Source organism: Corynebacterium silvaticum (assembly GCF_004382825.2).
Lineage (GTDB): Bacteria > Actinomycetota > Actinomycetes > Mycobacteriales > Mycobacteriaceae > Corynebacterium > Corynebacterium silvaticum.
On record NZ_SDQO02000004.1, the window covers coordinates 215,396 to 240,559 of the forward strand.

Here is a 25,164-nt window from a genome sequence, read left to right on the forward strand (position 1 = left end):
TTTCACTACTTAGCTGTTTTTGGGTAACCAGAGCGTCGCTACGCCACGTATTAGTGGCTATGGCCGTGTTCACCTGCCGGATGCGCCAGCGTGTAGTCCGTACGCAGATCGGGCGCTTCACCTTTATTAAGCATCATGTACTGCCCCATCATCCCTTGATCTTCGTGGAACAGCATATGGCAGTGATACATATACGGGTACGTGTTATCCCTGTACCCCTGTACTGTCCAAAGACCACGGCAAGAGTGGCTGTGGAGCCTGGCGGTAAGGTCACCGTGTCCTTCCACCCTTGTGTTGTGACAACAGTATCCGTACCGCTGAGGCTCAGGACTTTGAACGCACAGTTGTGTATATGAAAGTTGTGTATCCAATCGGAGTTTCCATTGGTCACAATCCATTTTTCCGGGTCTGAATGCGCGATAGCAATGTCCACTCGGCTCATGTCCATCGATTGCTCATTGATCTGGAACGTGTTGAGGACAAACGTGCGCTCGATCGAATGCTCTGTGTCTGGCAGCTCACCGGCAGAAGTATCCAGTACCTGAGGTATATCTTTTGGCTCAGGAGCACTGCTTTCGGGCCCTTTGATCAACAAGACTTCGTGCGCATCTTGAAGTCGAAATTTAGCCGTGTAGTCGTCTTGCGGAACCCCCAGGTGATCTGCAAAACCGATGGATTGCAACGATAGTTTTTCCCCAGGCGCAATGTCTACGACTATTTCTGTTCTTTCACCAGGGCCAAGCATGACACTCGTTGCTTCTTGAGGAGAATCTAAAAGCCCCGAGTCAGAGGCAATAATATGAAAGGGTCGCGAGTCAGAGAGTGCAAGATTATGAAACCGCATCGTCGAACCACACAAAATCCGGAAGCGAACCCGGCGCGTGGTCGCCTGGAAATGCGGGTTAGTCACGCCGTTGATATAGGGGACTTCATCCAGAAGTCCCCCTGTGTCATCCATAGTCTCGTCAAGAACGCCGGCTTCCGTAAAGTTCGCATCCATGAGTATCAAAGGCACATCGTCTACCCCATACTCCTGAGGCAGATCAAGAGACTTGGAGACCTCGTCTTCAAGAATGATCATTCCTGCCAAACCGCGATACGACTGCAGCCCAGTTTCCCCATGCGGGTGCGGGTGATACCACAGTGTGGCGGCGGGTTGTTCTACGGTGTAGCTCGCAGTCCACTTCTTTCCTGGCGCAATGGGAGAATGCGGACCTCCGTCAGCGCGAGCGGGTAAAAGAATGCCGTGCCAGTGCACAGCGGTTTCTTCGGTGAGTTCGTTGAGCACCGTAAGAGATACGGCGTCGCCTCGCGATGCGCGGATTGTTGGACCAAGGTGTGCCCCATTAAAACCCCATGTCGGAGTCTTAATTCCCGGAAGAATCTCTGATTCTCCCCGTTGGGTGACCAAAGTAAAGGATCGCTGGTTCCCCGACTCTTGGGCCTGTGCCAGCGGCGGAATGGGCAATGCGCGAGTCTCTCCGTCCCAACCTCGTGGACTAGGGAGCTTCTTTATGTTCTTTCCTCTCCCTTGTTCTTCTTTCCCGCATCCAGAAAGACTCATGCCAGCAGCTGTTGCGCTTGCCAGGCCGCCGAGCGCTAGGAAGGACCGTCGATTCAGCTGCATAAGCGCCTTTCATCCAATACCGTCAATAAAGTTGAGGAAGCTCAGCATTTCATCGTAGCTGTTTGCACCACTGCGTCGCAGGGCAGCCATCTGTTGGTGATGCAGAAACGGTGAGGGGACTTCGGTGGTGGAACTCCCCTGTCCACCGCCGACCTAATCTTTTGTTCTTTTCTGTCCTTGGTGCTTCTGCATCACATATCCGTTAGCGGCGAAAACGTTGTGCTGGCAAGATGAGCAAGTAGACTCTTTACACGTAATACTCAATGTGATCGATCAAGGAGAACGTGCACCTGTGAGCACACCTACACCTGCCGAGGCGGTGGCGGTAGTCGTCTTAGCGGCTGGGGCCGGCACCCGAATGAAATCTGAGCTGCAGAAAACTCTGCATTCGATCGGCGGACGATCGTTGCTTTCCCACTCCTTGCATGCGGCAGCGGGGGTCTCCCCTGAACGCATCGTCGCTGTCGTTGGTCACGGGAGAGACCAAGTTGCCCCTGCGGTAGAGCATGTTGCATCGGAATTAGGCCGAGAGATCAGCATCGCGGTCCAGGAGGAGCAAAAGGGCACTGGACACGCCGTGCAGTGTGCCATGGATCAGCTCAAAGATTTCTCGGGCACCATTCTGGTCACTAATGCCGATGTTCCCCTGCTACGCCCAGAAACCCTTTCTGAACTAGCGGAGTTCCACCGCGAGGCACCCACCACGGTCACGGTGCTCACGATGCGTTTGGATGATCCCACCGGTTATGGCCGTATTGTCCGCGACGAGTCGCACTCTGTTGCAGCCATCGTCGAGCAAAAAGATGCTGATAGTAAGACCCTCAGTATCCAAGAGGTCAACTCGGGTGTTTTTGCATTCGACGCCCGCATCCTCGCGCATAGTTTGACGCAGCTGGACACGGACAACGCGCAAGGCGAGCTGTACTTGACCGACGTCCTCGGCATTGCAAGAAGCGAGGGACACACCGTCCGGGCCTACCCGGTGGCAGACCCTCACGAGCTCGGCGGAGTCAACGACCGGGTACAGCTTGCTAAGGCCGCTCAAAAGCTCAACGCTCGCACAGTAGAAGCAGCCATGCGCGGTGGCGCTACCATCATTGATCCCGCCACCACCTGGATCGACGTAGACGTGACGGTAGGCAAAGATGTCACCATCTACCCAGGCACTCAGCTGCGCGGCACCACCACAATCGCTGACAACGTGGAGGTGGGCCCGGATAGCACCCTCATCAACATGGTGGTGGGAGAAGGCGCTCACGTCATACGAACTCACGCTATGGATTCAGAGATTAAGGCGCGTGCTTCTGTTGGCCCCTTCACCTATATCCGCCCCGGAACCATCGTCGGCGAAGAGGGTAAATTGGGTGGATTCGTGGAAGCCAAGAATGCTCAGATTGGCCGTGGCTCCAAAGTGCCTCATTTGTCCTATATCGGCGACGCCACAGTAGGCGAATATTCCAACATCGGAGCCTCAAGCGTGTTTGTTAACTATGACGGAGTGGAAAAACACCACACGACCATAGGTTCCCACGTCAGAACGGGTTCTGACACGATGTTTATCGCTCCAGTGACGGTCGGTGATGGTGCGTACTCTGGAGCAGGTACAGTAATCAGGGAAGACGTTCCTCCGGGAGCTCTTGCTGTCTCCGGAGGCAAGCAGCGCAATATTGAGGGATGGGTGGAGAAGAGGCGCCCAGGAACTCCCGCAGCTGAAGCCGCCCGTAAGGCATCTGACCACCAATCCAAGGAAGGTTAAGCGAAAACCCCATGACTTCGCACAACTGGACCGCAAACCAGAAGAATTTGATGCTGTTCACTGGTCGCGCCCACCCTGCTCTTGCCGACGCCGTCGCTAATGAACTAGGTATCAGCACCACCCCGACAACAGCCCGCGACTTTGCTAACGGCGAGATCTTCGTCCGTTTTGAGGAATCCGTCCGTGGATGCGATGCCTTTGTTTTGCAGTCCCACGCACAGCCGCTCAACAAGTGGCTCATGGAACAGCTCATCATGATTGATGCGCTCAAGCGCGGCTCCGCAAAGCGCATCACCGCAATTCTCCCCTTCTATCCTTATGCTCGTCAGGATAAGAAGCACCGTGGCCGCGAGCCGATTTCTGCTCGCTTGGTCGCAGACTTGCTGCGCACTGCTGGCGCTGACCGCATCGTTGCAGTCGATCTCCACACCGATCAGATCCAGGGCTTCTTCGACGGCCCCGTCGATCACATGCACGCTATGCCGATCCTGACCGATTACATCAAGGGTAAGTACGACCTAGAAAACGTCGTGGTTGTTTCCCCCGATGCCGGCCGTGTGAAGGTCGCAGAAAAGTGGGCTAATACGCTTGGCGACGCCCCCCTCGCCTTCGTTCACAAGACTCGTTCCGTGGATGTGGCCAACCAGGTTGTGGCTAACCGCGTGGTTGGCGATGTGAAGGGCAAGACTGCGATCTTGCTCGATGACATGATCGATACCGGCGGAACCATCGCCGGCGCCGTTGTAGTTCTCCGCGATGCCGGTGCTGAAGACGTCATCATCGCTTGTACCCACGGTGTGTTCTCCGGCCCTGCCCGCGAGCGCCTCTCCCAGTGCGGTGCAAAAGAAGTGATCACCACTGATACTCTGCCTCAGTCCGATGAGGGCTGGGACAACCTCACGGTTTTGTCCATTGCCCCCCTCTTGGCAAAGACGATCCATGAGATCTTTGAAAACGGCTCCGTAACCACCCTGTTTGAGGGCGAAGCCTAAAACTACGTCAAGGCCCGGTACGCGGCCTCGTGTACCGGGCCTTAGCCATGCCCATCACCCTTTACGCTTTCTCCCCTCCTGATTTTCGTTGGATTCCTGATGCACGATTCTCTCCCCTCACCAGCCTCTGATACATACGACGGGCCGCTTGGCGCCCTCTACACCCCGACGGCCACCACCTTCCGAGTGTGGGCTCCCTCAGCTCACAAGGTAGATCTGATTCTTAACCGGGAATCGGATAGTCAGCGCATAGCGATGGCGTCGATAAGCAAAGGCACATGGGAAACCAGCGTTGCGGGAGACTGCGAGAACGCGGTCTACATGTATCGCCTTGAGTTTGATGAGGGTAAGTTCGTCGAATCTGTTGATCCCTATGCCCGGGCAGTCACCGCAAACGGCAACCAGGGTGTTTTCTTTCCCCCGGAACTCCGTTGCGACGAATGCCTGCTTTTAGCTCCCCGCTGGATGCCGTCATCTACGAGGCACACATTCGTGACCTCACTATCAGCCAAGACAACGGAATCACGCACAAAGGAACTTTTTTAGGGCTCGCGGAGCCTGGCACACGCACAGCGTTGGGCAACCGCAGCGGCCTTGATTATCTGCGATCCTTGGGAGTGACCCACGTACAGCTGCTGCCAATTTTTGATTTCGAGTCGATCGATGAAACCGGCGATCTTAGCTTTGATGCCCAGTACAACTGGGGCTACGACCCGCTAAATTACAACGTTCCCGAGGGCTCATACTCCACTGACCCCGCAGACCCTGCCTGCAGAATCACCGAGCTTAAACGCACTATCGACGCCCTCCACACCGCCGGGTTACGCGTGATTATGGATGTGGTGTACAACCACGTCTACTCCACATCGTCTTCGCCCTTGGAGCGCACAGCCCCCGGCCGATATTTCCGAATGACTCCAGAGGGAACCTTCTACGACGGTACTTTCTGTGGAAATGAAACCGCCTCCGAGGAACCTATGATGCGAAAGTTCCTTCTTGACTCTGTTGAATACTGGGCCAAGGAATTCGCACTCGATGGTTTCCGCTTTGATCTCATGGGAATCCACGATGTAGAAACGATGAATCTGGTGCGCGAGCGCCTGGATAGTATCGACCCCTCCATCATCATCGTGGGAGAAGGCTGGCCCATGGGGACCCATCCCGAGGGAGTTCTTCCTGCCCACCAGGGCAACGCAGAGCATATGCCAAGGATTGCGCACTTTAATGAGTCCCTCCGCGACACCCTCAAGGGCAGCACCTTTGGAGAAGAACGCCCCGGTCTTCTTACCGGATCCCACGACCCCCAACTCATGTGGACGCTCTTTAACAACATCAAAGGTGGCCAGCACTTACCGGGAATCTCTTTTACCGCACCAGAGCAATCGGTTGCCTACGTTGAGGCGCACGATAACCACACGCTGTTTGATCGCCTCCGCATCGCATTACCAGAGGCAGAAGAAGCCGAACTGATTCAGCGGTACCAGTTAGCCATGGAAATACAGTTCCTTGCCGCGGGCATCGTCCTCATCCACGCAGGACAAGAGTTTGCCCGCACCAAGCATGGCGACGAAAATTCCTACGCATCCCCAGACCACATCAACCAGTTTGATTATGACCGCGCGGGGCGCCTGCACAGATCTGTCGATCTGCTCCGCGAGCTCATAGCTATGCGTAACGACCACGGTTTTATGCGACGCAACTCTTTCGAGGAGATCCGGCATACCACCGTGGCCACGGTTATTACCCCTCGTCAGTTGGTGTATACGGTGGAAGCGTCCGGCACTGCCGAAACCTCCTTCCTAGTCGCTATCAACTTTGCCAACACAGAATTCCACGCGCCAGTTGATCCTGGTAACTACGAGGAGATCTTTGCGCGACATCATTACGCGGGAGAAAACCCTCCTGTTGTAATAAGCGAGGGAAAACTTAATGTTGCGCCTTTGAGTGTGAGTATCTGGCGAATCGTGGACTAGAGAGCGTATAAGCCGCCTAGCCACCCATCCCAGTTGCATCAGTCATGCTGATCACGTGCATTTTCCAGCTTGATTCCGCGACCTCATAAGTGGTACTGTGGCTGAGTCTCGGCGAGGGCGCCTTGTAAGGAGCCGTTATCGACGCGATTGTTTTTAAAGCTTATTTAAGCCTGCGAAGACTCGACCAAGACATTCGAGTCGGCCGCAGGCCATTTTCTTTTGGTGCGGCCGAAGTTTTCACCTTAATAAACATTCAAGGAGAATTTCATGGCTAACTACCCAACCATCTCAGCTCAGCCACGTACCGAGTTCGGCAAGGGCTTTGCTCGCCGTCTGCGCGCTGCTGGTCAGGTTCCTGGCGTTATCTACGGCGCTGACATCGAGGCACCCATCCACTTCTCCGTGGACATCCTTGAGCTGCACGCACTTCTTCGCGCACACGGCTCCAACGCTGTTCTCGATCTGGACATCGAGGGCGAGAAGCACCTCACCATGGTTAAGCACGTTGATCAGAACGTTCTGACCCTGAACGCCGATCACGTCGACCTCCTAGCCATCAAGCGTGGCGAGAAGGTTGAGGTTGAGGTTCCTGTCGCACTCCAGGGCGAGACCGCACCGGGCACCACCCTGATCCAGGATGCTGACACTGTTCTCGTTGAGGCCGATGTTCTCTCCATCCCTGAAGAGATTGCTTTCTCCGTTAAGGGCCTTGAGGCTGACGCAAAGGTTCTTGCTGGCGACCTTTCCCTCCCAGCAAACACCACCTTGGTTGCTGATCCTGAGTTCGTTATTGCAACCGTTTCCTTCGAAGAGGTTGCTGAAGAGGCTGAGGAGTCCGCAGAAGGCGAAGCTGCTGAGTCCGCAGAGGCTGAGGGAGAAGAGTAAACCTTTTTCGTTTTACATACCTAGGAAGCCAGCTCACATTTTTGTGGGCTGGCTTTTTGCTGTCACAATAGAAAACTGTGACTTCGCCTTTTCTCATCGTTGGCCTCGGCAATCCCGGCCCTCAATACGCAACAACCCGCCACAACATCGGTTATATGGCAATCGATGAGATGCTTACTCGAACCTCTCCTATGCCAACAAAGCTCAGCGCACATAAAAAAACCAACATGATGGCAGCTGAGACCAGGATCGGTACTACAAAAGTCATCCTTGCCACCCCGCGCAGCTTTATGAATCTCTCCGGCGGGCCGGTGCGCTCAATCGCGAATTTTTTCAATATCCCCCCGTCTCATGTGATAGTGCTTTTCGACGATCTCGAGCTCGACTTCAGCGAGATCAAAGCAAAACGTGGCGGAGGCGACCATGGGCATAATGGTTTGCGTTCCATTACCCAAGCATTGGGCACTAAAGACTACATCAGGGTGGGAATAGGAATCGGCCGTCCGCCCGGACGCATGGAACCCAAAGCATTTGTTCTCAAGCCTTTTAGCAAGAAGGAACTGGTGGAAATTCCTATTGCTTGCGCCGACGCGGCAGACGAAGTCGAGCGGATTATCACCAACGGCGGGCTTTCTTAAGCGCTTTGGCCAGGGCTGCGTCGTCTAGCTCAAAGGCCCCCTGTTTATCCAGTCGCTTGAGCACTACCGCGCAGGTTTTGCAGCGCGGGTTGTCTCGGCAACACTTTTTCTTGTGTTTGCCTTTACGCGCGGCTTTTCTAATTTTGTCCATGCCCATAATCGACCACTATATAAGAGCTAACCCTTTCCTAAGTACACGGCGCGAAAGAGAAGGCCTGCTTACTCCGTGAGATAATCCAGTATTTCTTGGGCTGTCCCCAAGCGAATCAGCTCAGTGCGCTCGCCGACAAGACAATACTCATAGCCCTTTTTAGCCCGTAGCGGAGCCATCATGACGCCAAGCTCTGGGTAGGAACAAGGAAGGTCCGGGTGGGAAAGGGAAAACTTCGTTGCGATCCCGCGCGCCACCCGCCCAGAAAAAGCCCTACTACTCAGTGTTTGCCCACCTGCGCTTATCATCGCTCTATGTGCCCTGCTTGTTCCTGCCTCACGGGAAAGGAGAAAGGCCGAACCACAACTCACCGCGCTAGCACCCAAAGACAAAGCGGCTTTTACGTCTTCTGGTGTTCTGATTCCACCCGCTGCGATCAGCACCGCATCGGGATGCTGCGTATGGAGCACAGAACACAGTTCTGCGGTGGAGAAAAGATTCGGTGTTTCGCAAGCATCCCCTGTCAGGCGATGTCCCCCTGCCTCATGTCCCTGCACAACAAGGGCGTCAACGCCGCGCGAAAGAGCCTCTTCTGCTTCTCTCACGCTGGTTACTGATGCCCACGCTTCCACGCCCACGCTATGGAACTGCCCTATTTCTTCCGTAGAAAAACACCCAAAGGAGCTAGACACTACGTTGGGCCCGTACCCTTGCGTGCACGCAGTAAAGACTGCCTCACACTTTGTATGGAAGTCATTTGAATAATCAACCGTAGGCATAGGCGGTTGATCCACTCCCACGGCGGCACATTCTTTTTCCACGAGCCGGTGAACACGATCGAGCACATCAGGATCGGTGTGATGAGGCTGCGGGTAGAAAAAATTAACCCCATAGGGTTGTCCCGCCGTCAGCTGGGCGCATTCTTGCATGTCTTGTACGAGTAACGCGACATCTTTGTTTCCTGAGGCCAAAACCCTAATCCCCCGCTGCCAGAAATAGCGGCAGCAAGCGCGGGAGTCGATGGGCCACCTGCCATTGGAGCACCGATGATAGGGCAGCTAAGCTTTTCCAGAATCCGCGACGTCATAGTCGCATGCTAGTGGAAAGACGAAATGTATGACGTTTAGAGAATTTTTGCAGCGTATCTTCGCACCCAAAAAGTCGGTCAACCAGCCGCACACAGATGCAGCTGCTGATCGTCCGACTCCCGAATGGATCGTGATCGGACTTGGTAACCCGGGCAACGCGTACGCCAGGAATCGACACAACGTGGGATATATGGCTGTCGACGCGCTACTCGATGGTGCCCCGCTCACCCAGCGGCGAGGCCTACCTGTGGCGGAGGCGCGTCTTAGGGTCGGCCAGCATGAGATCGCGGTGCTGCGTTCCACCACCTACATGAACAACTCCGGGGAAGCTATCGCCCCTATCGCAGAAGAATATGGCATTGCCGCCGATCACATCATTATCCTGCATGATGAATTAGACCTTCCCCACGGTACTGTTCGCATCAAAAAGGGCGGAAATGAAAACGGACACAATGGCCTTAAATCGAGCAGTGCATTGTTAAATACCCGCGATTACCTGCGGATACGCATGGGTATTTCGCGTCCTCCAAAGGGGATGTCTGTGCCGGATTATGTCCTCGGCGATGTTGAGCACGATGAGGCTCTTGACACCATGATCTCACGGTCTGCGGAAGCGGTGCGGCTTGTTGTGACTGCAGGAATCGCACAGGCACAACACACAATTCACTCCGCATAGCTAAGCTAAAAACATGCGAACAATCGTAATTACCGGTGCAAGTGATGGAATCGGTGCAGCTGCTGCACGGTTACTAGCTGCGCAGCACCCAGACGATAGATTGGTGTTAGTAGGAAGGAATCCTCAGAAAACAGCAGCTATAGCGGAAGCTGTCGGGGCTGAGTTTTTCTGCGCGGATCATTCCTCGCTCACCGATGTACGTCGATTAGCTCAGGATCTCTTAGCCGCCTGCGATCGCATCGATGTACTTGCCAATAATGCTGGCGGTATCTTCGATGGCCCCATCATCACGGAAGACGGTTTTGAGCAAACGTTCCAGATCAACTACCTCGCACCGTTTCTGCTCACCCACGAGCTGTTCCCCCTCCTTGAGAAGTCAAACGCCCGCATTATTATGACCTCTAGCCTGGCCAATGTGCTCTTTGGCCGCCTGGATTTTGATGACCTGATGGGGGTCAAAAACTACAAAACAAACCGCGCTTATGGAACCAGCAAGCTTGCAGACTTGTTGTTTGCGCGGTCGCTGCATCACAAATTTCAGCATCGCGGAATCAGCGCGGTCTCATTCCACCCAGGCGTGGTGCTCACCAACTTCGCACAAGAATCCCATGGCTTCCTCAGCCGCTTCTACAAGAACCCCCTGGCGAGTAGAAGTAGATTGAGCATTTCTGCGGAACAAGGTGGAAAAAATCTGGCGTACTTTATCGACGGCACCCCCACTATCACGTGGCAATCAGGCGTCTATTACAACGACAAACTCCGACCTGGTGTGGTCAATCCGCTGGCGCGTTCGCATAGAGCCGCAGACACCCTTTTTGCACGCACGGAGTCCATGCTCGGCATCCATTTTGGCCAGCCGGTGGACACTAAGTAGCCTTTCGCCGAGTCCCCTGTCTACTCCACACTGGCGTCCGCGAGTAGGAGGAGTCGGGTAAATTCGGGACATTGCGCCAAGGCGATTATCCTTATCAACCATGAGTACTCTTTCCAGCGAAGCATCACGTCGCCGAACTTTTGCAGTCATCGCCCACCCAGACGCAGGTAAGTCCACGCTGACGGAGGCCCTCGCACTGCATGCGCACGTCATTGCAGAGGCTGGTGCTGTACATGGCAAAGCCGGTAGGAAGGCGACCGTCTCCGACTGGATGGATATGGAGAAAGACCGCGGCATCTCCATCGCCTCCTCGGCATTGCAATTTGAGTACGCTCCCGAGGGACACACCGGCGAGCCTTTTGTAATCAATCTGGTGGATACGCCCGGTCACGCAGACTTTTCTGAGGACACATATCGTGTGCTCACCGCCGTCGATGCCGCAGTTATGCTTATCGACGCCGCCAAAGGCCTCGAGCCGCAAACCCTCAAACTCTTCCGCGTCTGTAAAGCCCGCGGCCTCCCCATTGTCACCGTGATTAACAAGTGGGACCGCCCGGGCCGCACGCCACTAGAGCTTGTCGACGAAATCGTCAACGAAATCGGCCTCCAACCCACCCCACTCTTCTGGCCAGTAGGAGATGCAGGAGACTTCCGTGGGCTTGCACGTATCAACGCAGATGGTGAAGCCGCAGAATACATCCACTTCCTACGCACGGCCGGCGGCTCCACCATCGCGCCTGAGGAGCACTATGCTCCGGAGGAAGCAGAACAACGCGAAGAGATTGCGTGGGAAACCGCAGTGGAAGAAGCCGAACTTCTTGCAGCAGACGGGGCCATACACGACCAGGACCTCTTCCTCGATTGCACTACGTCGCCGCTTATTTTTGCGTCTGCGATGCTGAACTTTGGTGTCCATCAAATCTTGGACACTCTTTGTAGCCTCGCCCCTTCTCCTAGTGGCCGAGCATCCGACGCTAAAGCAGTTTCCGATGCTACGACGGCGATCGACGAGTCACGCGACGTCACCGATGACTTCTCCGGCGTAGTTTTCAAGGTCCAGGCTGGTATGGACAAAAACCACCGCGACTCCCTAGCTTTTATGCGCATCGTATCTGGTGAATTTGATCGCGGTATGCAAGTCACCCATGCACAATCGGGGCGTAGTTTTTCCACGAAATACGCACTCACGGTTTTCGGTCGAACCCGTTCCACCGTGGAAACCGCCTACCCTGGTGACATCGTTGGTCTGGTGAACGCTGGTGCTTTGGCGCCCGGTGACACGATCTTTGAGGGACGGAAAGTCCAATATCAGCCAATGCCGCAATTCGCCCCAGAACACTTCCGTATCCTCAGGGCCAAGTCTCTAGGAAAATACAAGCAGTTCCGCAAAGGGTTGGACCAGCTTGCCGCCGAGGGCGTTGTTCAGATCCTTAAAAACGATGCCCGCGGCGATGCCGCCCCGGTCATGGCTGCGGTTGGACCCATGCAGTTTGAGGTCATGATGGCCCGGATGGAAAACGAATACAACGTGGAGACCATCTCAGATCCCATCCCCTACTCCGTTGCACGTCGCACCACACCAGAAACCGCAACAGAGCTTTCCAAGCAGCGCGGCGTGGAGGTATTCCAGCGAACAGACGGTGAGCTCGTGGCTCTCTTTGGGGATAAATGGAAGCTCGCTTTCATAGAAAAGGAACACCCCGAGTTCGAGCTTCTGCCCATGGTCGCAGACTAATCACGTACTCACGATAAACAGAAAGGCCACAGTCCCTGTGAGAACTGCGGCCTTTTTGCGTTTACCTCGATAGTTCCTCTGCAAAACGATCCGTTGCTGCTATAAGAGCGGCAACATTTTCTTTTTCGCTCGCGGCGTGTCCGGACGTCGGTGAGAAATGGAATTCCGCCTCTGGCCATGCCCGGTACAGATTCCATGCGGTAACGGGCGGGCAGACAACGTCGTAACGCCCCTGAACAATCACCGCGGGGATGTCCCGGATGCGTTCGATATTGGCAGGTTCTAGCAGTTCACCGTCGCGCATAAATCCCTGGTGCACAAAATAATGATTCTCAATGCGTGCAAATGCCAGGGCAAAGCGCTCATCCTCATGGTCGTGGGTGTCTCGAATCTCTAGGAAAGATGTCGATCCCTCCCAGACGCTCCACGCACGAGCAGCTTCAAGCGCTACAGTGCGATCGCTCGAATGGAGAAGCTTATGGTATTCAGCGATCAAATCCACACCAGCGAGCTGGGTCGCTCCTGATAGATCATCTGCGGCAGGCTTTTTATTCTCTGGGATGACGGAGAGGTACCGCTCCCACTTGTCGGGGAATAAGTGCGCAGCACCACCGTTATAGAACCAATCCAACTCAGTCTTTCGCAGCATAAAGATCCCCCGAAGCACCACGGCGAGCACGCGGTCTGGATGCGTTTGGGTGTATTTCAGGGACAAGGTAGAACCCCACGAACCACCAAAGACCAGCCATTTATCTATTCCGAGTTGCTGGCGTATCGCCTCTATATCCTCGACCAGCTTGTGCGTGATATTCATCGCCAAAGCTGCTTCTAGATCAGTGTCCGGATCTGCGATATGCGGCGTGGATTTTCCGCAGCCGCGCTAGTCGATCAAGATGACCCGATACTTATCTTGATCAAAAAATCCTGCGTTCTCTTTTGTTGTTCCGCCACCAGGTCCGCCGTGGATAAAGACTGCTGGGATGCCCTGCGGGTTTCCATATTCTGTATAAGCAATGCGCTGTCCGTCGCGTTCAATATATGATTCGCCAATCGGGTCAGCTACCGGATAAAGAGTTGTCATTCTTCACAGCCTAGCTATGAAAGCTGCGTAGGAGGAGGATGGGGAGTTGGTGTTATGGGGTGGGCGTCGACAAGCCCGCTATAGATGCGAAACTCCCATGAGGACCAGGGCGATGGCCACCAGGTAACCAGCCCACAGGGCTACACGGTCGCTATTACACCGCGCCCACTCAAAAGCCCTGCCCAAGGGGCTCTCTGGGAACGCACGCACAAATCCCACGCCTACTGCGCAGAAAAACGGAAGGCTCAGCGCAAGAGATGCATAGAGGAACAACGCGATGTAGCTGAATGTTTTGCTGTAGTCGCCGGTGGCAAGATACGCCAAACCAGTGAAAAACGGAATCGACGTAATCGATTGCGCCACTCCCAGGACAAACCCCACCACCATCGTCTTCACGCTTGGTGTGCGCAGTGGTTTGAGTAACCGTTGCACTAATCCAGCTGAATCGCCACCGCGCCAGGTAAGAATTGCTCCGGCGATGCCCGTCACTATCAAGATCACACCAAACACGGGCGAGTCTATGAAAGCGCGGACTTTATCTTCTATTGAGTGAAACAGCGCCAGCGTGGGAATTGAAAGGAGAAAAACGCCTAACCAATCCCCCAGGATCAAAAGCGATACTATTTTTCCGTAGCGCCCCCCGCGAGGCACCAGTAGAGCCACCGCAACAATGACTCCGATGAGTAAAACGTTAACGGAGTCCATGAGAGCATAGCTCACAGCGTGCAACACGATGAAGACTCCCTCGTCTTAAAAATCACTGACAGCGTGATCATTGATCACAGCCTTAACGAGTGTACGGATTTCCGCCAAACTTGCGCAACGCGTCACTACAAACCACAAGCTGAGGACACACATGAGTTGGTCCTGTTTTACGCCCCAAAGTCCGTGATCACCACATACATCTGCACGGCAGAGAACTCCGGAAGAGCGCTCATCGGTTCTTGGAGGTCTTTCACATTCTCTGCTAGCTGCAGTGCCCATGGATCAGCAACACCTTCTGGCCGTTCCTGTGCCACTGCAGCTCTACCTAGAAGGCGGAAAATATAAAGTCTTGTGGCGTTGACTAAGCGACATGTGCCGCACACTATCCCAGCCCCACCCTTAAATAGCACTAATTTTCAAAAGCTGTCTCCATGAAACAACAGCCACATTCCCCATTAGGGTGTGCCACTGGCGGGAAAGTTCACAGGAAATATCTGCCCTACCCGCTTCTTTCACTAACATTGCGGGGGTGTGCGACTGCTTTGAATGTCGCCGCTCGATTTCACACTTCGACACTACTTAAGGACCTCTACCTCCCATGGCACAGGACTGGAACGATAAGCTCGAATCCGCACAAAAGATGCTTCCCTTAATCGGGCAGCTACACCGCAACAACAACGTGGTTGTCTCCGTCTTTGGCCGGTTGCTTATCGACGTCACCGACATCGACATCATCAAGGCACACCGCTACTCACGCCTAGCTACAGAAACAGAGCTTTCGCCCGCCGATACTCTCCCAATCCTGGAAGCAGTGGCACGCCTGAACCTGGGAACCGCCTCAATCGATCTGGGCCGCCTCGCCGTGCTTTATCGCGAACAGGGTGGCGAACTGGAACAATTCCTCTCCTCTGAGCTTGCTTCAGTTATCGGAACCGAATCCGGGCAGGAGCCTACCGACGTAGTGCTCTACGGCTTTGGCCGGATTGGCCGTCTCCTAGCCAGAATCCTTATCGCACGCGAAGCCGCCCATGGCGGAGTCCGACTCCGCGCCATTGTGGTTCGTAAAAAAGGCGACGGCGATATCATCAAGCGCGCCTCCCTGCTACGACGCGATTCCGTTCACGGAGCATTCAACGGCACCATCACGGTTGATGAGGACAATGAAGTCATCTGGGCTAACGGCACCGCAATCAAGATGATCTATGCCAATGATCCTGCCACCATCGATTACACCTCTTATGGCATCAACAACGCCATCGTGGTGGACAACACCGGAGTCTGGCGTGATCGCGCAGGTCTTAGCCAGCACCTTAGCGCCAAAGGTGTCCAACGAGTCATCCTCACCGCCCCAGGCAAGGGTGACCTCAAGAACGTTGTTTATGGCATCAACCACAATGACATTTCCGATTCTGATCAGATTGTCACCGCGGCTTCCTGCACCACCAACGGGATCACGCCTACCCTCAAGGTGATCAACGATCACTATGGCATCGAAAACGGCCACGTAGAAACCGTGCACTCCTTTACTAACGATCAAAATCTGATCGATAACTTCCATAAGGGAGCTCGTCGCGGGCGCGCTGCTGGCCTGAACATGGTGTTAACGGAAACAGGAGCCGCAAAGGCAGTGTCAAAGGCTCTCCCTGAGTTCGAAGGCAAGCTCACCGGCAACTCCATCCGCGTTCCCACCCCCGATGTGTCCATGGCGGTGCTCAACCTCACCCTAGAGAAGGAAGCCTCGCGCGATGAGGTCAACGAGCTCATGGACAAAGTAGCGCTGCATTCGGATCTGCGTCAGCAAATTTCCTATATCAACTCCCCCGAAGTCGTATCTTCCGACTTTGTAGGCAGCACCCATGCAGGCATCGTCGACGGCCTTGCCACCATTGCGAATGGGAAGCACCTTGTGCTCTATGTCTGGTACGACAATGAGTTCGGGTATTCAAACCAGGTTATCCGTATCGTCGAGCACGTAGCTGGTGCACGCCCCAAGGTTCTCCCAGAGCGTATCCCTTCAGATCAGATTTAAGCCCCACACAAGCGCTAAAGGTGCGGACTTCGAGGAGTCCGCACCTTTAGCTTTTTCAATTATATGGTGCGCCACCCGCCCCTATACAAGCAATACACGCGCAGACTGCCACGGCCACGCGAGAAGTGAGGACTGCTGCGAGACATGAACACATGCCCTCAACCCCATTGCCCTATGTATAGCGTTATTTCCCAAAAGAGTGAATGAAGATCGGTGCCCAAGATCCCCTAGCCGAGATTGTGCCACGTGTGAAAAGCTGACATCTTTCCACACCTCAACTACGGGGAGACCTTCACCTTCTTCTAGGAAAAGAAACCTACTACAATGTAGGAGCGGGTGAACGCCGTCTTTATATCCCAAAACCTCATCTGGGATTAAAACCAGCTACCCCTTGTACCAGGGAAGTTCTATAAGGAAACGGACAACAAAGTCTTATGTCCCCACGGCGGACTGTATCGATGGGAGAACCGTATCCGGTTCAATCCCTTAGAAACCACGCTAAAGCGCATAATTGCATACTGCTTTCTCTCTGGGCTCGAATCCCCGCAAGCCTGATGTACATGTGCTGAAGCCGGTCTCCTGGCTACTGCTGCCATTATTCCTGTTCCCTTCCCGCTTAGCGCAGTGAGAACACGAGGCTTTCTTGTGCAGTTACAGTGGCGGGGTCCGCTGCCGGATTTTCACCGGCATTCCCGATCGCTTCAGCTAAGTCATCACTCTAGCAAGGCTTCGCGCAAAGGGCACCCACTTTAAAAAAAATCGTGGGAAACCACACCTAAAAGCGCCCACCGATGTTTATGTGCCTTCTGTTCGTTCTTGCTCCCCTACGTCCTGTATGTAAACGCATTACCCTGCCATGAGTACGCAAGCCCCAGTGGTTTCATTACCTGACCGGACCTGTTTTTCTTAGGTTCGCTAGGATGAGCTAAAGATCATTCACCTTTCGCGGAGAATTGAATCACTGTAGTTCCCTTGTGTACCCGTGAAGTATCCCTCTCGACAGCACAACGCCCCGCTTCACCTTGGCGTATCCATCACTGTGTCTCCCTATCTTGAAAGGTTGTTGCGAATGTTTTTACCTGCCCCCACACATTTCAACGATGTGATCGTCGACGGCGTTATTTCCCAAGCTGAAATTTCTGAGGCATTCACTCAACTACTCGGATACGTACACGAATACGAGTTCAATGCCACGCCCACCGGTTATCAAGTCCAATTTCATACCCGGCATGGGCTACATACTTATGAGGGCGTGCTAGCTGCCCATATTGATTCTGAGCGTGAGTGGAGATGGGCTCAGGAATACACGTTTGATATCCCGGAGCTTTCCCTCACGCAACCGGCAAGCGACGAGCTTGTTGCAGCTGCACGAACCCTCAACGGAAATGGGCCGGCATATTTAGTGCCTCTCGACGACGGCGCGTTGGATGTGGTCATCCTCAGCGATGTTCTCCCTCATCTATCCATGCCTGCAGCATTAACCGTGGGGCTAGGCAGCCTGCTTGCAGCTGACCCAGATGCTCTCCGAAGAGCCGTCCTGGCGTACGCCGCCCAGCGAGGGCTCAGTTTTCACGAGAATTCCGGCCATCTTGAGGTCTCTTCCCCCGATGGGGAGACCGCGTGCATAGATATCGCCCGAGGCACAGTAAGCTGCCCCGAATGGAACGGCAAGAATCTCTCGCTCTCCGACGTCCAATCAGATGCAGCGTTAGTTTCCGCAGAACATCAGCTTTTATTTGAGGGAACCTATCCCGACGCGCATGTGGCCGTAGATCCCCACACGGCTACTGCAACCATCAAATCTGCTTATGGAGAATCAGCGACCGCAGAGGCCACGATTCTGGCTGTAGTAGATGACAACTGGACATGGGCGTGGAACGATGAACAGCTCATGCACTCCCCCGGTGTAACGCGAGCACTAGGCCTCAAGGCTTTCGCGATGGACAACGGCATACCCGAGCTATTAGGACAACCCATCCCGCTGCACCGCGCCCAAGAACTCGCGCTTGAGTCTGTGGCAAAACCCGTGCTCCGAGAGTGGGTCCACGCGGTGGCTTCCCTGCCGGACGGTCGCCGCGTCATGCTTTTATTGCAGTCGCCCCGGCTCCAATTGCCAGCTGCAACAAAAGCTTCTATCGCAGCCACTCTCTGCTGTCCGCTGGCGTCCATGGTGAATACCCAGAGGGCTATTGCCACCTATGCGCATTTCCGCGGCATCGCCCCATCGGCGTTTGATGGCTACACGCTTCGTCTCAGCTGTTCGGATGGAAGCGTACTAGTATCTTTCAATGCCAATGGAGCTATCGTCGGGGTGAACTAGTCAAAGAGCCCAAGGATTCTTTCAAAAGGCTCCGGGTCAACAGCCGCTGTGTCCTTGGGGTCAAAATGAGGCTCTCTATCTTTATCTACCAGCACCGCGCGGACCCCTTCTGCGAAATTGGGGTTTGCGCGCATGTGCTCACCCAAAGCGACTTCGTGGTCGAGCTCTTCCCGCAATGTTGAGCACAGTGCTGATGCTCGCATCAAAAGGGTGGATGCTACAAGCGACTCCGGGTTTGCCCCTTTGAGCAATTCAGCGACCTGAACAGCAAATACCCGGTCAGGGTGTGCGCCTAGGGCATGCTCAATTTCAGGCCAGGTGTCAAAGTTAAAGGTTTTCTCAATGTTGGGGTAGAGCTTTTCTAGTTCCGATTCTCCCGGCGCGTCTGTGGAAAAAGCTTCCAGAGCTTCATCCAGGGATTCAGCGATTATCATTTCGCGGAACTCAGCAAATGCAGCGCTTGGCACAAAGTCGGTCGCCACTCCTGCCCACATCATGTCTGCGGGACTCATGCGCCAGCCAGTTAAGACGAGGAAATTGGCTAGGGGCAGCGAGGTAAAGCCCTTGAGGCCTGTCATCCGCTGAAGCATAAAGGGAACCCCCACGTCGGGGTTAAATCCGATAGCCATCTCTGGCATCGCAGCAAAAGCTTTCTCGCTAATGACGCGGTGGGAGCCGTGCACGGATACTCCGAGTCCTCCGCCCATAGCTACGCCGTCGATAAGCGAAATATAGGGCTTGGGGAACAACGCAATGTTGTTATTCATTTCGTATTCGTCGGCGAAGAACTGGTCACTTGCGCACCCTTTGCCCGCGAGAATCTGTTCCCTGCTGGTGCGCACGTCACCGCCAGCGCAAAACGCCTTTTCTGAGGTGGAATACACAACAACTCTATGGACGGCATCATCATCCCACCATGCGTCTAGGGCCTGGTCGATCCGATCAATCATTTCTTGGTTCAAAGAGTTCAGGGCTTTGGGCCGATTCAGCTCGATAATTCCCGTGGTGTTTTCCACGTAGACGTTGACTACTTCCTGATTGCGGTATGTGCTGTCCATTGCATTCATAACCCCCAGTGTTGCACATCACTTAAATAATTGCAGCAGATTTTTCCGATCAGGTGCTACAGGCCGACGGCGACAATGTGTGTGGTCGTAGTCAGTGGTAGGCTATTAACGCACATTATGCGGGTTGTATGCCCGCAGTCCCGCAAAGACGCAGTCATGCGGTTCAACAACGCTAGAAGGAACAGATGACCCCTCGCATTATCGCCACGGACATGGACGGAACTCTGCTCAATCACAAGCATGAAATTCCCGAGTCTTTTTGGCCGCTCCTCGAACGGATGCATGAGCAAGAGATAATTTTTGCTCCGGCAAGCGGGAGGCAACTGTATACGCTTCTGAATCAATTTGAGCGCAGCTCCAAGCGGCTCTCCGTGATCGCTGAAAATGGAACCGTTGTCTACCACGAGGGGTCCATTGTTTCTGTCACCACCATTGATCGGGACCTGGCGCACACAGTCATTGCAATGATGGATGCCACGGATCTCCCCTGGGGACTCATCCTCTGCCGCGTCGACGGCGCCTTTATGCATAAACATAAAAAGCACAAACAGTTTTTGGCTGAGAGCATCCGCTACTACGCACGGTTAGAACAGGTCGATGACCTGCATTCTTATGTTGACGATACCGTAGTTAAACTGGCGATCTTTACCGAGGCTGATGCGGAATCCATAGCAGCCCCGCTTATCCGCTCAGCAGCCCAAGAACTCAACGTGGTGGTTTCTGGCCGTCATTGGATTGACGTGATGAACCCCGAGGCCAACAAGGGAGTCGCTTTACAGGCCCTCGCGGAAGCTACTGGCACCCATATGAGCGATACCCTCGCATTTGGTGATTTCCTCAACGACCTTGACCTATTACAAGCAGCTGGCACCTCATACGCCATGGATAACGCCCATCCAACGATCAAAAGCATCTCCGATGCGGTGGCCCCCTCCCATGCGGATGAGGGCGTGATCCACGTGGTATCGGGCATCCTCGATGCTCTGGAAGCCCGCACCCCTAGCGCCTAGGCGAGACCAAGGAACCCTCCTCCTACTATGAACCCTCTATCACAGCTTCTCGACGCCACCCTCATCATCGGCGGAGTCCCCATTCTCTGGCGCGAGATCATCGGTAACCTCTTTGGCTTGGCTTCTGCATATGGGGGCATGAAACGCGTCGTCTGGGCGTGGCCAATTGGGATAGTGGGCAATCTGTTGTTGTTCACGGTCTTCTTGGGAGGAGTCTTTCACACTCCACAGAACTTAGACCTATACGGGCAAGCTGGCCGCCAGATTATGTTCCTCATAGTGAGCACTTACGGGTGGTGGCAATGGTCTCGGGCTAAAAAACGTGGCATGCGTGAATCGACCGAAACAGACCCCTCACGTTCCATTGTGAGCGAACCTGCCGAGGAGTCTTCTGCTGTTCAGCCGCGTTGGGCGAGCAGCAAAGAGCGCTGGAAGATGGTGGGGGTAGCCGTCGTCGGCACCGTTTTCTTCGCGTGGGTCTTTACCGCCCTTGGGTCCTGGGGCCCCTGGGCCGATGCATGGATTTTCACCGGCTCGATGCTGGCCACGTATGGGATGGCCCGCGGCTGGACGGAATTCTGGCTTATCTGGATCGGGGTCGATGTTGTGGGCGTCCCTCTCCTACTCGCTGCAGGCTACTATCCTTCAGCCATCTTGTATCTGGTCTATGGGGCCTTTGTCCTGTGGGGATTCTTTGTGTGGCTCAAGGTTCAGTTCCGCCCCGCGTCTATCCATTAGTGCCATGAAAAAGCACCGACGGCTGGTGGAAGCTTGCCGTCGGTGCGATATAAGCGCGAATGCCTTAGCAAAGACAAAGGCAGACTATTTCTTCTTTTTACGCTTTGTCTTTTTCTCTTCTAGTTTCGCGGCTACGTCGGGGACATAGTGGAAGTCGGAGCGTGGTGGCCGGACATAGTCTTTATCCTGCGGCGGACGTTGAGGAATATCGGGCAGCGGTCGATCAATTTTTTCATAAGGAATAGTGGAAAGAAGATGGCTGATCACATTGATGCGTGAGCGCTTTTTATCTTCTGATTCCACGGTGTACCACGGCGCTGAGGGGATGTCTGTATGAATGAACATCTCATCCTTGGCACGCGAATATTCCTCCCACCGCATGATGGACTGCAGATCCATCGGCGAGAGTTTCCATCGCCGCAGTGGGTCGCTACGGCGCGATTCAAATCTCTTAATCTGTTCCTCATCAGATACGGAGAACCAGTATTTTCGCAGCATAATGCCGTCTTCTACAAGAAGTCGCTCAAAGATGGGAGCTTGATGCAAAAAGCGACGGTACTCCTGTGAGTCACAAAAACCCATAACTCGTTCCACACCAGCACGGTTGTACCATGAGCGATCAAAGATAACGATTTCTCCAGCCGAGGGGAGCTTTTCTACATACCGCTGGAAATACCATTGCCCTTGTTCTCGCGAGTTAGGCGCGGGAAGAGCCTCAATCCTGCATGTGCGGGGATTCAGGTATTGCGTTATCCGCTTAATAGCAGATCCTTTACCCGCGGCGTCGCGTCCCTCCATAATCACTACGACGCGAGCGCCTGTCTCCACTACCCATTGCTGCATATCTACAAGTTCAGCCTGCAGCTTTTTGAGTTCTTTCTCGTAGGCTTTCTTAGAGAGTTTTCTGGGAGCTTTGGTGGTCTTCTCTTCTGCGCGTTCTTTTGCCATGTGATCCAGGATACTGATCTCTGGCTACAGTGTGTGCAATAAAAATCAGTGTTCTTCCTGGTTAATAAAATCTGCTGCGCAGGTTATCGGAATAGTCTCATTGTCTGGTGCTGATTCTTGTTTTCCATAATCCAGATCCAGCTTTGTATAAACATCCAGGTTGTAGCCACACCGACGCTTATCGTGCACAGTGAGAGTCACAGGGAAACTATGAAACTTTCCTTCAGCACACGTCTCTTTGCAATCATTAACCCACGCGGTGCCGCGCCCTATCGCCTGTTCTCCTCCCCACTTATTCCAGGAAATATCATTGATCGTGTAGTTAGTTCCCGTCGGCGCAGCTCAACGTCAGATGTTCTGGGCCGTCAAGACCGCTCACCCGAACGCAATCAAGAATTCCGGCAGCATCAACGGTGGTTTCCACCCCCGCATATAAACCAGTGACGCGAACAAGTTGACCGGTTGCCGGTAGGAGGTCAAAGCTCAGCTGATCGTGTTCTCTGATAACCGATACGATTTCATCGTCGCCTCGCACTCCGGTCTGCGAAGACTTAACATGGGCGAGCTCGTTACCGGGAATACCCGCCAAATACTCATAAAGTTTTTGCTTAACGTGACTATGTACACCCGGAACTAGCAAAAGGGATAACGCACCACGAACTTTGTCTCCATCGCTACTGCCAAAAGTCTCTCGAATCAACGACTCAAGAGGACGAGTATTAACACTCTCCGGTGAGACCACCGGGGCCGGATTATCTGCAATGGCGGTGAGGGCGGCGTCGATAGTGCCCTTAACCGTGACTGTGGGGGTGACTTCCCCTGACGGAGCTACCTCATACTGAGTGACAACTTCCCCTGAATCGTTCTTGTCCACTCGACGCAAATAATCGTTACTAGTCACTGCTACAGCTGCAGCTTCTGGCTGTTGTCCTGCGCTAACCGCGGCTGTTCTTAAAACTTCTGCGGCAGAAGCCTGCGCCGGGTGGGTATCGATGAGGCTGGGCAGGAATAGACCGCCGGCAGCGATCAGAACGACCGCGGCTGCCACAGCAATAAACCTGCGTTGTCTGTTACCCCATAGTTCACGCACGTTGGAGCCAACGGTGCCTTCAGATTGCATGATGCGAGCAAGGTTGTGTTCTGCGGTGGCCTTTTCTGCCTCTGAAAGCGCCTGATAGCCATGGTCTGGCGCAGGATCTGCTTTTTCAAAGCATCCGAGAGCTGCCGAGCCAGTTGTTCGTCGGGGAAACCCCGGGGATGAAAATCGCGAGTCATGAGCACTCTCCATGAGAATTACCAGAAGTACTGTATAAAAGGTTCGCAAGTCGATGGCGGGCACGGTGCAGCCGGACTCGAGCAGAGTTAGCGGATATTCCCAGAACTTGAGCTATTTCCGCAGGATCCAGATTTTCCCACGCATGCAACGCAAGTATTTCGCGATCGGATAGGTTCAAACGTTCTAGAGCCGCGCAGATAGTAAAACGTGCATCGACTTCGTGCATCGGTGTAGAAAAGCCCGAGGAAACTTCTTGCACAGCTTTTTCAATCGCCGCATTTTATCACGTGCGCGATAGTGCTCCAAGACCACGTTGCGTGCTATTCCATACATCCAAGGTAGGTCCGCACCTTTCCTGCTGTCCCACCGATTCCAGGCTCGCGTAAACACTTCTGCAGTCAGGTCTTCTGCGTTGTCGCCGTCTGTCCTCCGCCGTATATAAGACAGCACTGCGGAATAACAGCTGCGATACGTCGCGCTAAAAGCCTCGCGCCTGTACTGCGTAGTCATGTCATCTCCGTAGGCCACGGCAATACTTCACCGTGTCCCTGAGATCGCACGTGTGCCACCCCATGTATGTACGAGCTGGGATAAAAGAACTCCTCGGATCGTTTCACCGTATAAACAAGCTTTCCAATGCATCTTGACAGAACGCGGGCATTTTCTCCTAGAGAGCAACTGGGGTCACTGAAGCACCGTTCCCGGATTCCGGAAAAGTAGCAGTACTGCTTACCCCAGATTCACAGGTCACGGTGACCGTGTGATGGCCTTCCGCCGGTCCCGGACCGATAACGTTCGGCGCCGTAATATATCCGATGAGCTGGCCCATATCAGCCGCTGGGCTAAGTTGTGTCTCTACGCCAAAAGAAGTTTTAGTCGTTGCTTTTGTGTCGCCAGGAAGGAATGGAGTTGCGATCATAATCTCGCTATTGGGCTTTAACAACCCATCGATGGTGATGGGAAAAGTTGCGGTCACGGCTGGCGCATCCATATACGCAACGGCGTCCGCAGTCGAGTTTTGTGTGTTGTGATAGATAAGTGCACCTCCGGATAGTCCTGCTACAACGACAGCACTAAGCGCAATACCTAGGAAAGCTTTTGACATAGTGGGTTCTCCATTCACAGAATACTGCGGAAGCCTTTTTCCGCATCTACTATGTTTGTAGACTCCAACCGGCTGTGCATTACACAGCAATGCAGTTTTTTTTTAAAAAAAGCGGTAGCCACAGCTACCGCTTCAACAGGAGGCTTCTGCCACAGGCTACTCCACCCGGAACTCCGCCATCTTGTCCCAGTCGGTCTTGCCGTCAATGTGCACATTGATAATGTCCGGGGTTTCAATGAGGCACTTAGGGGTCTCCTCACAAGCCTTCTTAAAGGCATCTGACTCCACGTGAGCAGCGTCGGTGCCATCTTTGAAGCCTTCTACCAGCAAGAATTCATTTTCCTTCTCGGGGTTTTTAAACCAATCGAAAAAGAGGTTTCCTTCTTCTGCACGGCACGCATCCGTGTACCACTGCATCTCATCAAGAAAAGTATCCACGTATTCAGGGCGGACCTGGAATTTCACGTTAATCAAAATCATGGTGCCCCAG

Annotated in this window: 22 protein-coding genes, 4 pseudogenes and 1 riboswitch; of the genes and pseudogenes, 12 read left to right on the top strand and 14 right to left on the bottom strand. The window is 54.0% G+C overall.

The genetic code is table 11. From position 1 onward, the window contains the following. Positions 1 to 50: 50 nt before the first annotated feature. A pseudogene (locus tag ET810_RS10845) lies at positions 51 to 1,627 on the bottom strand (multicopper oxidase family protein). 292 nt (positions 1,628 to 1,919) lie between these two features. Here ET810_RS10845 and glmU point away from each other — a divergent pair. The 5 genes and pseudogenes from glmU (at position 1,920) to pth (ET810_RS10870) (ending at position 7,871) form a co-directional block, all read left to right on the top strand. Then, entirely contained in the window at positions 1,920 to 3,383 is a 1,464-nt protein-coding gene (gene glmU / locus ET810_RS10850) for a bifunctional UDP-N-acetylglucosamine diphosphorylase/glucosamine-1-phosphate N-acetyltransferase GlmU (RefSeq protein ID WP_087453680.1), read from the top strand. An 11-nt stretch (positions 3,384 to 3,394) separates the two neighbouring features. Further along, on the top strand, positions 3,395 to 4,375 hold the full coding sequence (locus tag ET810_RS10855; RefSeq protein ID WP_087453679.1) for a ribose-phosphate diphosphokinase: 981 nt from the start codon (positions 3,395 to 3,397) through the stop codon (positions 4,373 to 4,375). Positions 4,376 to 4,474: 99 nt separating this feature from the next. Continuing rightward, a pseudogene (gene pulA, locus ET810_RS10860) lies at positions 4,475 to 6,348 on the top strand (type I pullulanase). A 267-nt stretch (positions 6,349 to 6,615) separates the two neighbouring features. Further along, positions 6,616 to 7,233 carry a 50S ribosomal protein L25/general stress protein Ctc gene (locus tag ET810_RS10865; RefSeq protein ID WP_087453678.1) on the top strand — a complete coding sequence of 206 codons (618 nt, stop codon included), beginning with the start codon at positions 6,616 to 6,618 and terminating at the stop codon, positions 7,231 to 7,233. A 77-nt stretch (positions 7,234 to 7,310) separates the two neighbouring features. Next, positions 7,311 to 7,871, top strand: coding sequence for an aminoacyl-tRNA hydrolase (gene pth / locus ET810_RS10870; RefSeq protein ID WP_087453677.1), 561 nt, complete (start codon positions 7,311 to 7,313; stop codon positions 7,869 to 7,871). Here pth (ET810_RS10870) and ET810_RS13235 read toward each other — a convergent pair. Both ET810_RS13235 and ET810_RS10880 read right to left on the bottom strand, forming a co-directional pair. Beyond that, on the bottom strand, positions 7,849 to 8,028 hold the full coding sequence (locus tag ET810_RS13235; RefSeq protein ID WP_013911127.1) for a hypothetical protein: 180 nt from the start codon (positions 8,026 to 8,028) through the stop codon (positions 7,849 to 7,851). The genes pth (ET810_RS10870) and ET810_RS13235 overlap by 23 nt on opposite strands. A 62-nt stretch (positions 8,029 to 8,090) precedes the next feature. Next, a pseudogene (locus tag ET810_RS10880) lies at positions 8,091 to 9,109 on the bottom strand (NAD(P)H-dependent flavin oxidoreductase). 29 nt (positions 9,110 to 9,138) lie between these two features. Here ET810_RS10880 and pth (ET810_RS10885) point away from each other — a divergent pair. From pth (ET810_RS10885) to ET810_RS10895, 3 genes are all read left to right on the top strand, one after another. Further along, positions 9,139 to 9,786: an aminoacyl-tRNA hydrolase gene (gene pth / locus ET810_RS10885; protein WP_087453675.1), complete on the top strand. Its 648-nt coding sequence runs from the start codon at positions 9,139 to 9,141 to the stop codon at positions 9,784 to 9,786. A 13-nt stretch (positions 9,787 to 9,799) separates the two neighbouring features. Then, on the top strand, positions 9,800 to 10,660 hold the full coding sequence (locus ET810_RS10890) for an SDR family NAD(P)-dependent oxidoreductase (protein ID WP_087453674.1): 861 nt from the start codon (positions 9,800 to 9,802) through the stop codon (positions 10,658 to 10,660). Between the two features lie 100 nt (positions 10,661 to 10,760). Then, positions 10,761 to 12,395 (top strand): peptide chain release factor 3, encoded by a 1,635-nt coding sequence (locus tag ET810_RS10895; RefSeq protein WP_087453673.1) that lies wholly within the window; start codon positions 10,761 to 10,763, stop codon positions 12,393 to 12,395. 61 nt (positions 12,396 to 12,456) lie between these two features. Here the strand turns inward: ET810_RS10895 and pip are convergent. The 3 genes and pseudogenes from pip to ET810_RS12110 all read right to left on the bottom strand — a co-directional run bounded on the left by pip (position 12,457) and on the right by ET810_RS12110 (position 14,495). Next, positions 12,457 to 13,476: pseudogene (gene pip / locus ET810_RS10900) on the bottom strand (prolyl aminopeptidase). 78 nt (positions 13,477 to 13,554) lie between these two features. Next, positions 13,555 to 14,208, bottom strand: a complete 654-nt coding sequence (locus ET810_RS10905; protein WP_134316035.1) for a hypothetical protein — start codon at positions 14,206 to 14,208, stop codon at positions 13,555 to 13,557. 140 nt (positions 14,209 to 14,348) lie between these two features. Further along, a complete protein-coding gene (locus ET810_RS12110; protein WP_166741010.1) occupies positions 14,349 to 14,495 on the bottom strand; it encodes a hypothetical protein in 147 nt (48 codons plus the stop codon). A 284-nt stretch (positions 14,496 to 14,779) separates the two neighbouring features. Between ET810_RS12110 and ET810_RS10910 the strand changes: the two genes are divergently transcribed. Both ET810_RS10910 and ET810_RS10920 read left to right on the top strand, forming a co-directional pair. Continuing rightward, a complete protein-coding gene (locus ET810_RS10910) occupies positions 14,780 to 16,210 on the top strand; it encodes a glyceraldehyde-3-phosphate dehydrogenase (RefSeq protein ID WP_087453670.1) in 1,431 nt (476 codons plus the stop codon). Positions 16,211 to 16,762: 552 nt separating this feature from the next. Then, positions 16,763 to 16,929, bottom strand: a riboswitch (cobalamin riboswitch). Positions 16,930 to 17,279: 350 nt separating this feature from the next. Then, on the top strand, positions 17,280 to 18,530 hold the full coding sequence (locus ET810_RS10920) for a DUF6882 domain-containing protein (RefSeq protein WP_087453669.1): 1,251 nt from the start codon (positions 17,280 to 17,282) through the stop codon (positions 18,528 to 18,530). On the opposite strand, the gene ET810_RS10925 is transcribed toward ET810_RS10920, so the two are convergent. Next, positions 18,527 to 19,597 carry an enoyl-CoA hydratase/isomerase family protein gene (locus ET810_RS10925; protein ID WP_134316036.1) on the bottom strand — a complete coding sequence of 357 codons (1,071 nt, stop codon included), beginning with the start codon at positions 19,595 to 19,597 and terminating at the stop codon, positions 18,527 to 18,529. The genes ET810_RS10920 and ET810_RS10925 overlap by 4 nt on opposite strands. 185 nt (positions 19,598 to 19,782) lie before the next feature. Here ET810_RS10925 and ET810_RS10930 point away from each other — a divergent pair, with 185 nt between their 5' ends. Next, positions 19,783 to 20,607 carry a Cof-type HAD-IIB family hydrolase gene (locus tag ET810_RS10930; protein ID WP_087453667.1) on the top strand — a complete coding sequence of 275 codons (825 nt, stop codon included), beginning with the start codon at positions 19,783 to 19,785 and terminating at the stop codon, positions 20,605 to 20,607. A 27-nt stretch (positions 20,608 to 20,634) separates the two neighbouring features. Beyond that, a complete protein-coding gene (locus tag ET810_RS10935; protein ID WP_087453666.1) occupies positions 20,635 to 21,345 on the top strand; it encodes a nicotinamide mononucleotide transporter family protein in 711 nt (236 codons plus the stop codon). 84 nt (positions 21,346 to 21,429) lie between these two features. Here ET810_RS10935 and ppk2 read toward each other — a convergent pair whose 3' ends face one another. The 7 genes from ppk2 to ET810_RS10960 form a co-directional block, all read right to left on the bottom strand. Further along, entirely contained in the window at positions 21,430 to 22,293 is an 864-nt protein-coding gene (ppk2, locus tag ET810_RS10940; protein WP_087453665.1) for a polyphosphate kinase 2, read from the bottom strand. A gap of 45 nt (positions 22,294 to 22,338) precedes the next feature. Next, a complete protein-coding gene (locus tag ET810_RS12855) occupies positions 22,339 to 22,494 on the bottom strand; it encodes a hypothetical protein (protein WP_225870116.1) in 156 nt (51 codons plus the stop codon). 121 nt (positions 22,495 to 22,615) lie between these two features. Continuing rightward, the gene (locus ET810_RS10945; RefSeq protein ID WP_225870115.1) at positions 22,616 to 23,581 is read right to left on the bottom strand and encodes a hypothetical protein; all 966 of its coding nucleotides are present in this window, start codon (positions 23,579 to 23,581) and stop codon (positions 22,616 to 22,618) included. Next, positions 23,565 to 23,795, bottom strand: a complete 231-nt coding sequence (locus ET810_RS12860) for an RNA polymerase sigma factor (protein ID WP_225870114.1) — start codon at positions 23,793 to 23,795, stop codon at positions 23,565 to 23,567. Before ET810_RS12860 ends, ET810_RS10945 begins: the two co-directional genes overlap by 17 nt. After that, positions 23,753 to 24,079 (bottom strand): RNA polymerase sigma factor, encoded by a 327-nt coding sequence (locus tag ET810_RS12865; protein WP_225870113.1) that lies wholly within the window; start codon positions 24,077 to 24,079, stop codon positions 23,753 to 23,755. The genes ET810_RS12860 and ET810_RS12865 overlap by 43 nt, the downstream gene beginning before the upstream one ends. Before the next feature lie 157 nt (positions 24,080 to 24,236). Then, positions 24,237 to 24,674, bottom strand: coding sequence for a hypothetical protein (locus ET810_RS10955; protein WP_134316037.1), 438 nt, complete (start codon positions 24,672 to 24,674; stop codon positions 24,237 to 24,239). A 156-nt stretch (positions 24,675 to 24,830) separates the two neighbouring features. Continuing rightward, positions 24,831 to 25,154, bottom strand: coding sequence for a putative quinol monooxygenase (locus ET810_RS10960; protein ID WP_087453663.1), 324 nt, complete (start codon positions 25,152 to 25,154; stop codon positions 24,831 to 24,833). Between the last annotated feature and the right edge of the window lie 10 nt (positions 25,155 to 25,164).

Coding starts and splice junctions, on each gene's coding strand:
- ET810_RS10890 (WP_087453674.1), top strand. CDS start 9,800: ATGCGAACAATCGTAATTACCGGTGCAAGTGATGGAATCGGTGCAGCT.
- ET810_RS10960 (WP_087453663.1), bottom strand. CDS start 25,154: ATGATTTTGATTAACGTGAAATTCCAGGTCCGCCCTGAATACGTGGAT.
- ppk2 (WP_087453665.1), bottom strand. CDS start 22,293: ATGGCAAAAGAACGCGCAGAAGAGAAGACCACCAAAGCTCCCAGAAAA.
- ET810_RS10895 (WP_087453673.1), top strand. CDS start 10,761: ATGAGTACTCTTTCCAGCGAAGCATCACGTCGCCGAACTTTTGCAGTC.
- ET810_RS13235 (WP_013911127.1), bottom strand. CDS start 8,028: ATGGGCATGGACAAAATTAGAAAAGCCGCGCGTAAAGGCAAACACAAG.
- ET810_RS12865 (WP_225870113.1), bottom strand. CDS start 24,079: ATGACTACGCAGTACAGGCGCGAGGCTTTTAGCGCGACGTATCGCAGC.
- ET810_RS10855 (WP_087453679.1), top strand. CDS start 3,395: ATGACTTCGCACAACTGGACCGCAAACCAGAAGAATTTGATGCTGTTC.
- ET810_RS10925 (WP_134316036.1), bottom strand. CDS start 19,597: ATGAATGCAATGGACAGCACATACCGCAATCAGGAAGTAGTCAACGTC.
- ET810_RS10935 (WP_087453666.1), top strand. CDS start 20,635: ATGAACCCTCTATCACAGCTTCTCGACGCCACCCTCATCATCGGCGGA.
- ET810_RS12860 (WP_225870114.1), bottom strand. CDS start 23,795: ATGCACGAAGTCGATGCACGTTTTACTATCTGCGCGGCTCTAGAACGT.
- ET810_RS10945 (WP_225870115.1), bottom strand. CDS start 23,581: ATGGAGAGTGCTCATGACTCGCGATTTTCATCCCCGGGGTTTCCCCGA.
- ET810_RS10910 (WP_087453670.1), top strand. CDS start 14,780: ATGGCACAGGACTGGAACGATAAGCTCGAATCCGCACAAAAGATGCTT.
- ET810_RS10920 (WP_087453669.1), top strand. CDS start 17,280: ATGTTTTTACCTGCCCCCACACATTTCAACGATGTGATCGTCGACGGC.
- ET810_RS10865 (WP_087453678.1), top strand. CDS start 6,616: ATGGCTAACTACCCAACCATCTCAGCTCAGCCACGTACCGAGTTCGGC.
- ET810_RS10930 (WP_087453667.1), top strand. CDS start 19,783: ATGACCCCTCGCATTATCGCCACGGACATGGACGGAACTCTGCTCAAT.
- pth (WP_087453675.1), top strand. CDS start 9,139: ATGACGTTTAGAGAATTTTTGCAGCGTATCTTCGCACCCAAAAAGTCG.
- ET810_RS10955 (WP_134316037.1), bottom strand. CDS start 24,674: ATGTCAAAAGCTTTCCTAGGTATTGCGCTTAGTGCTGTCGTTGTAGCA.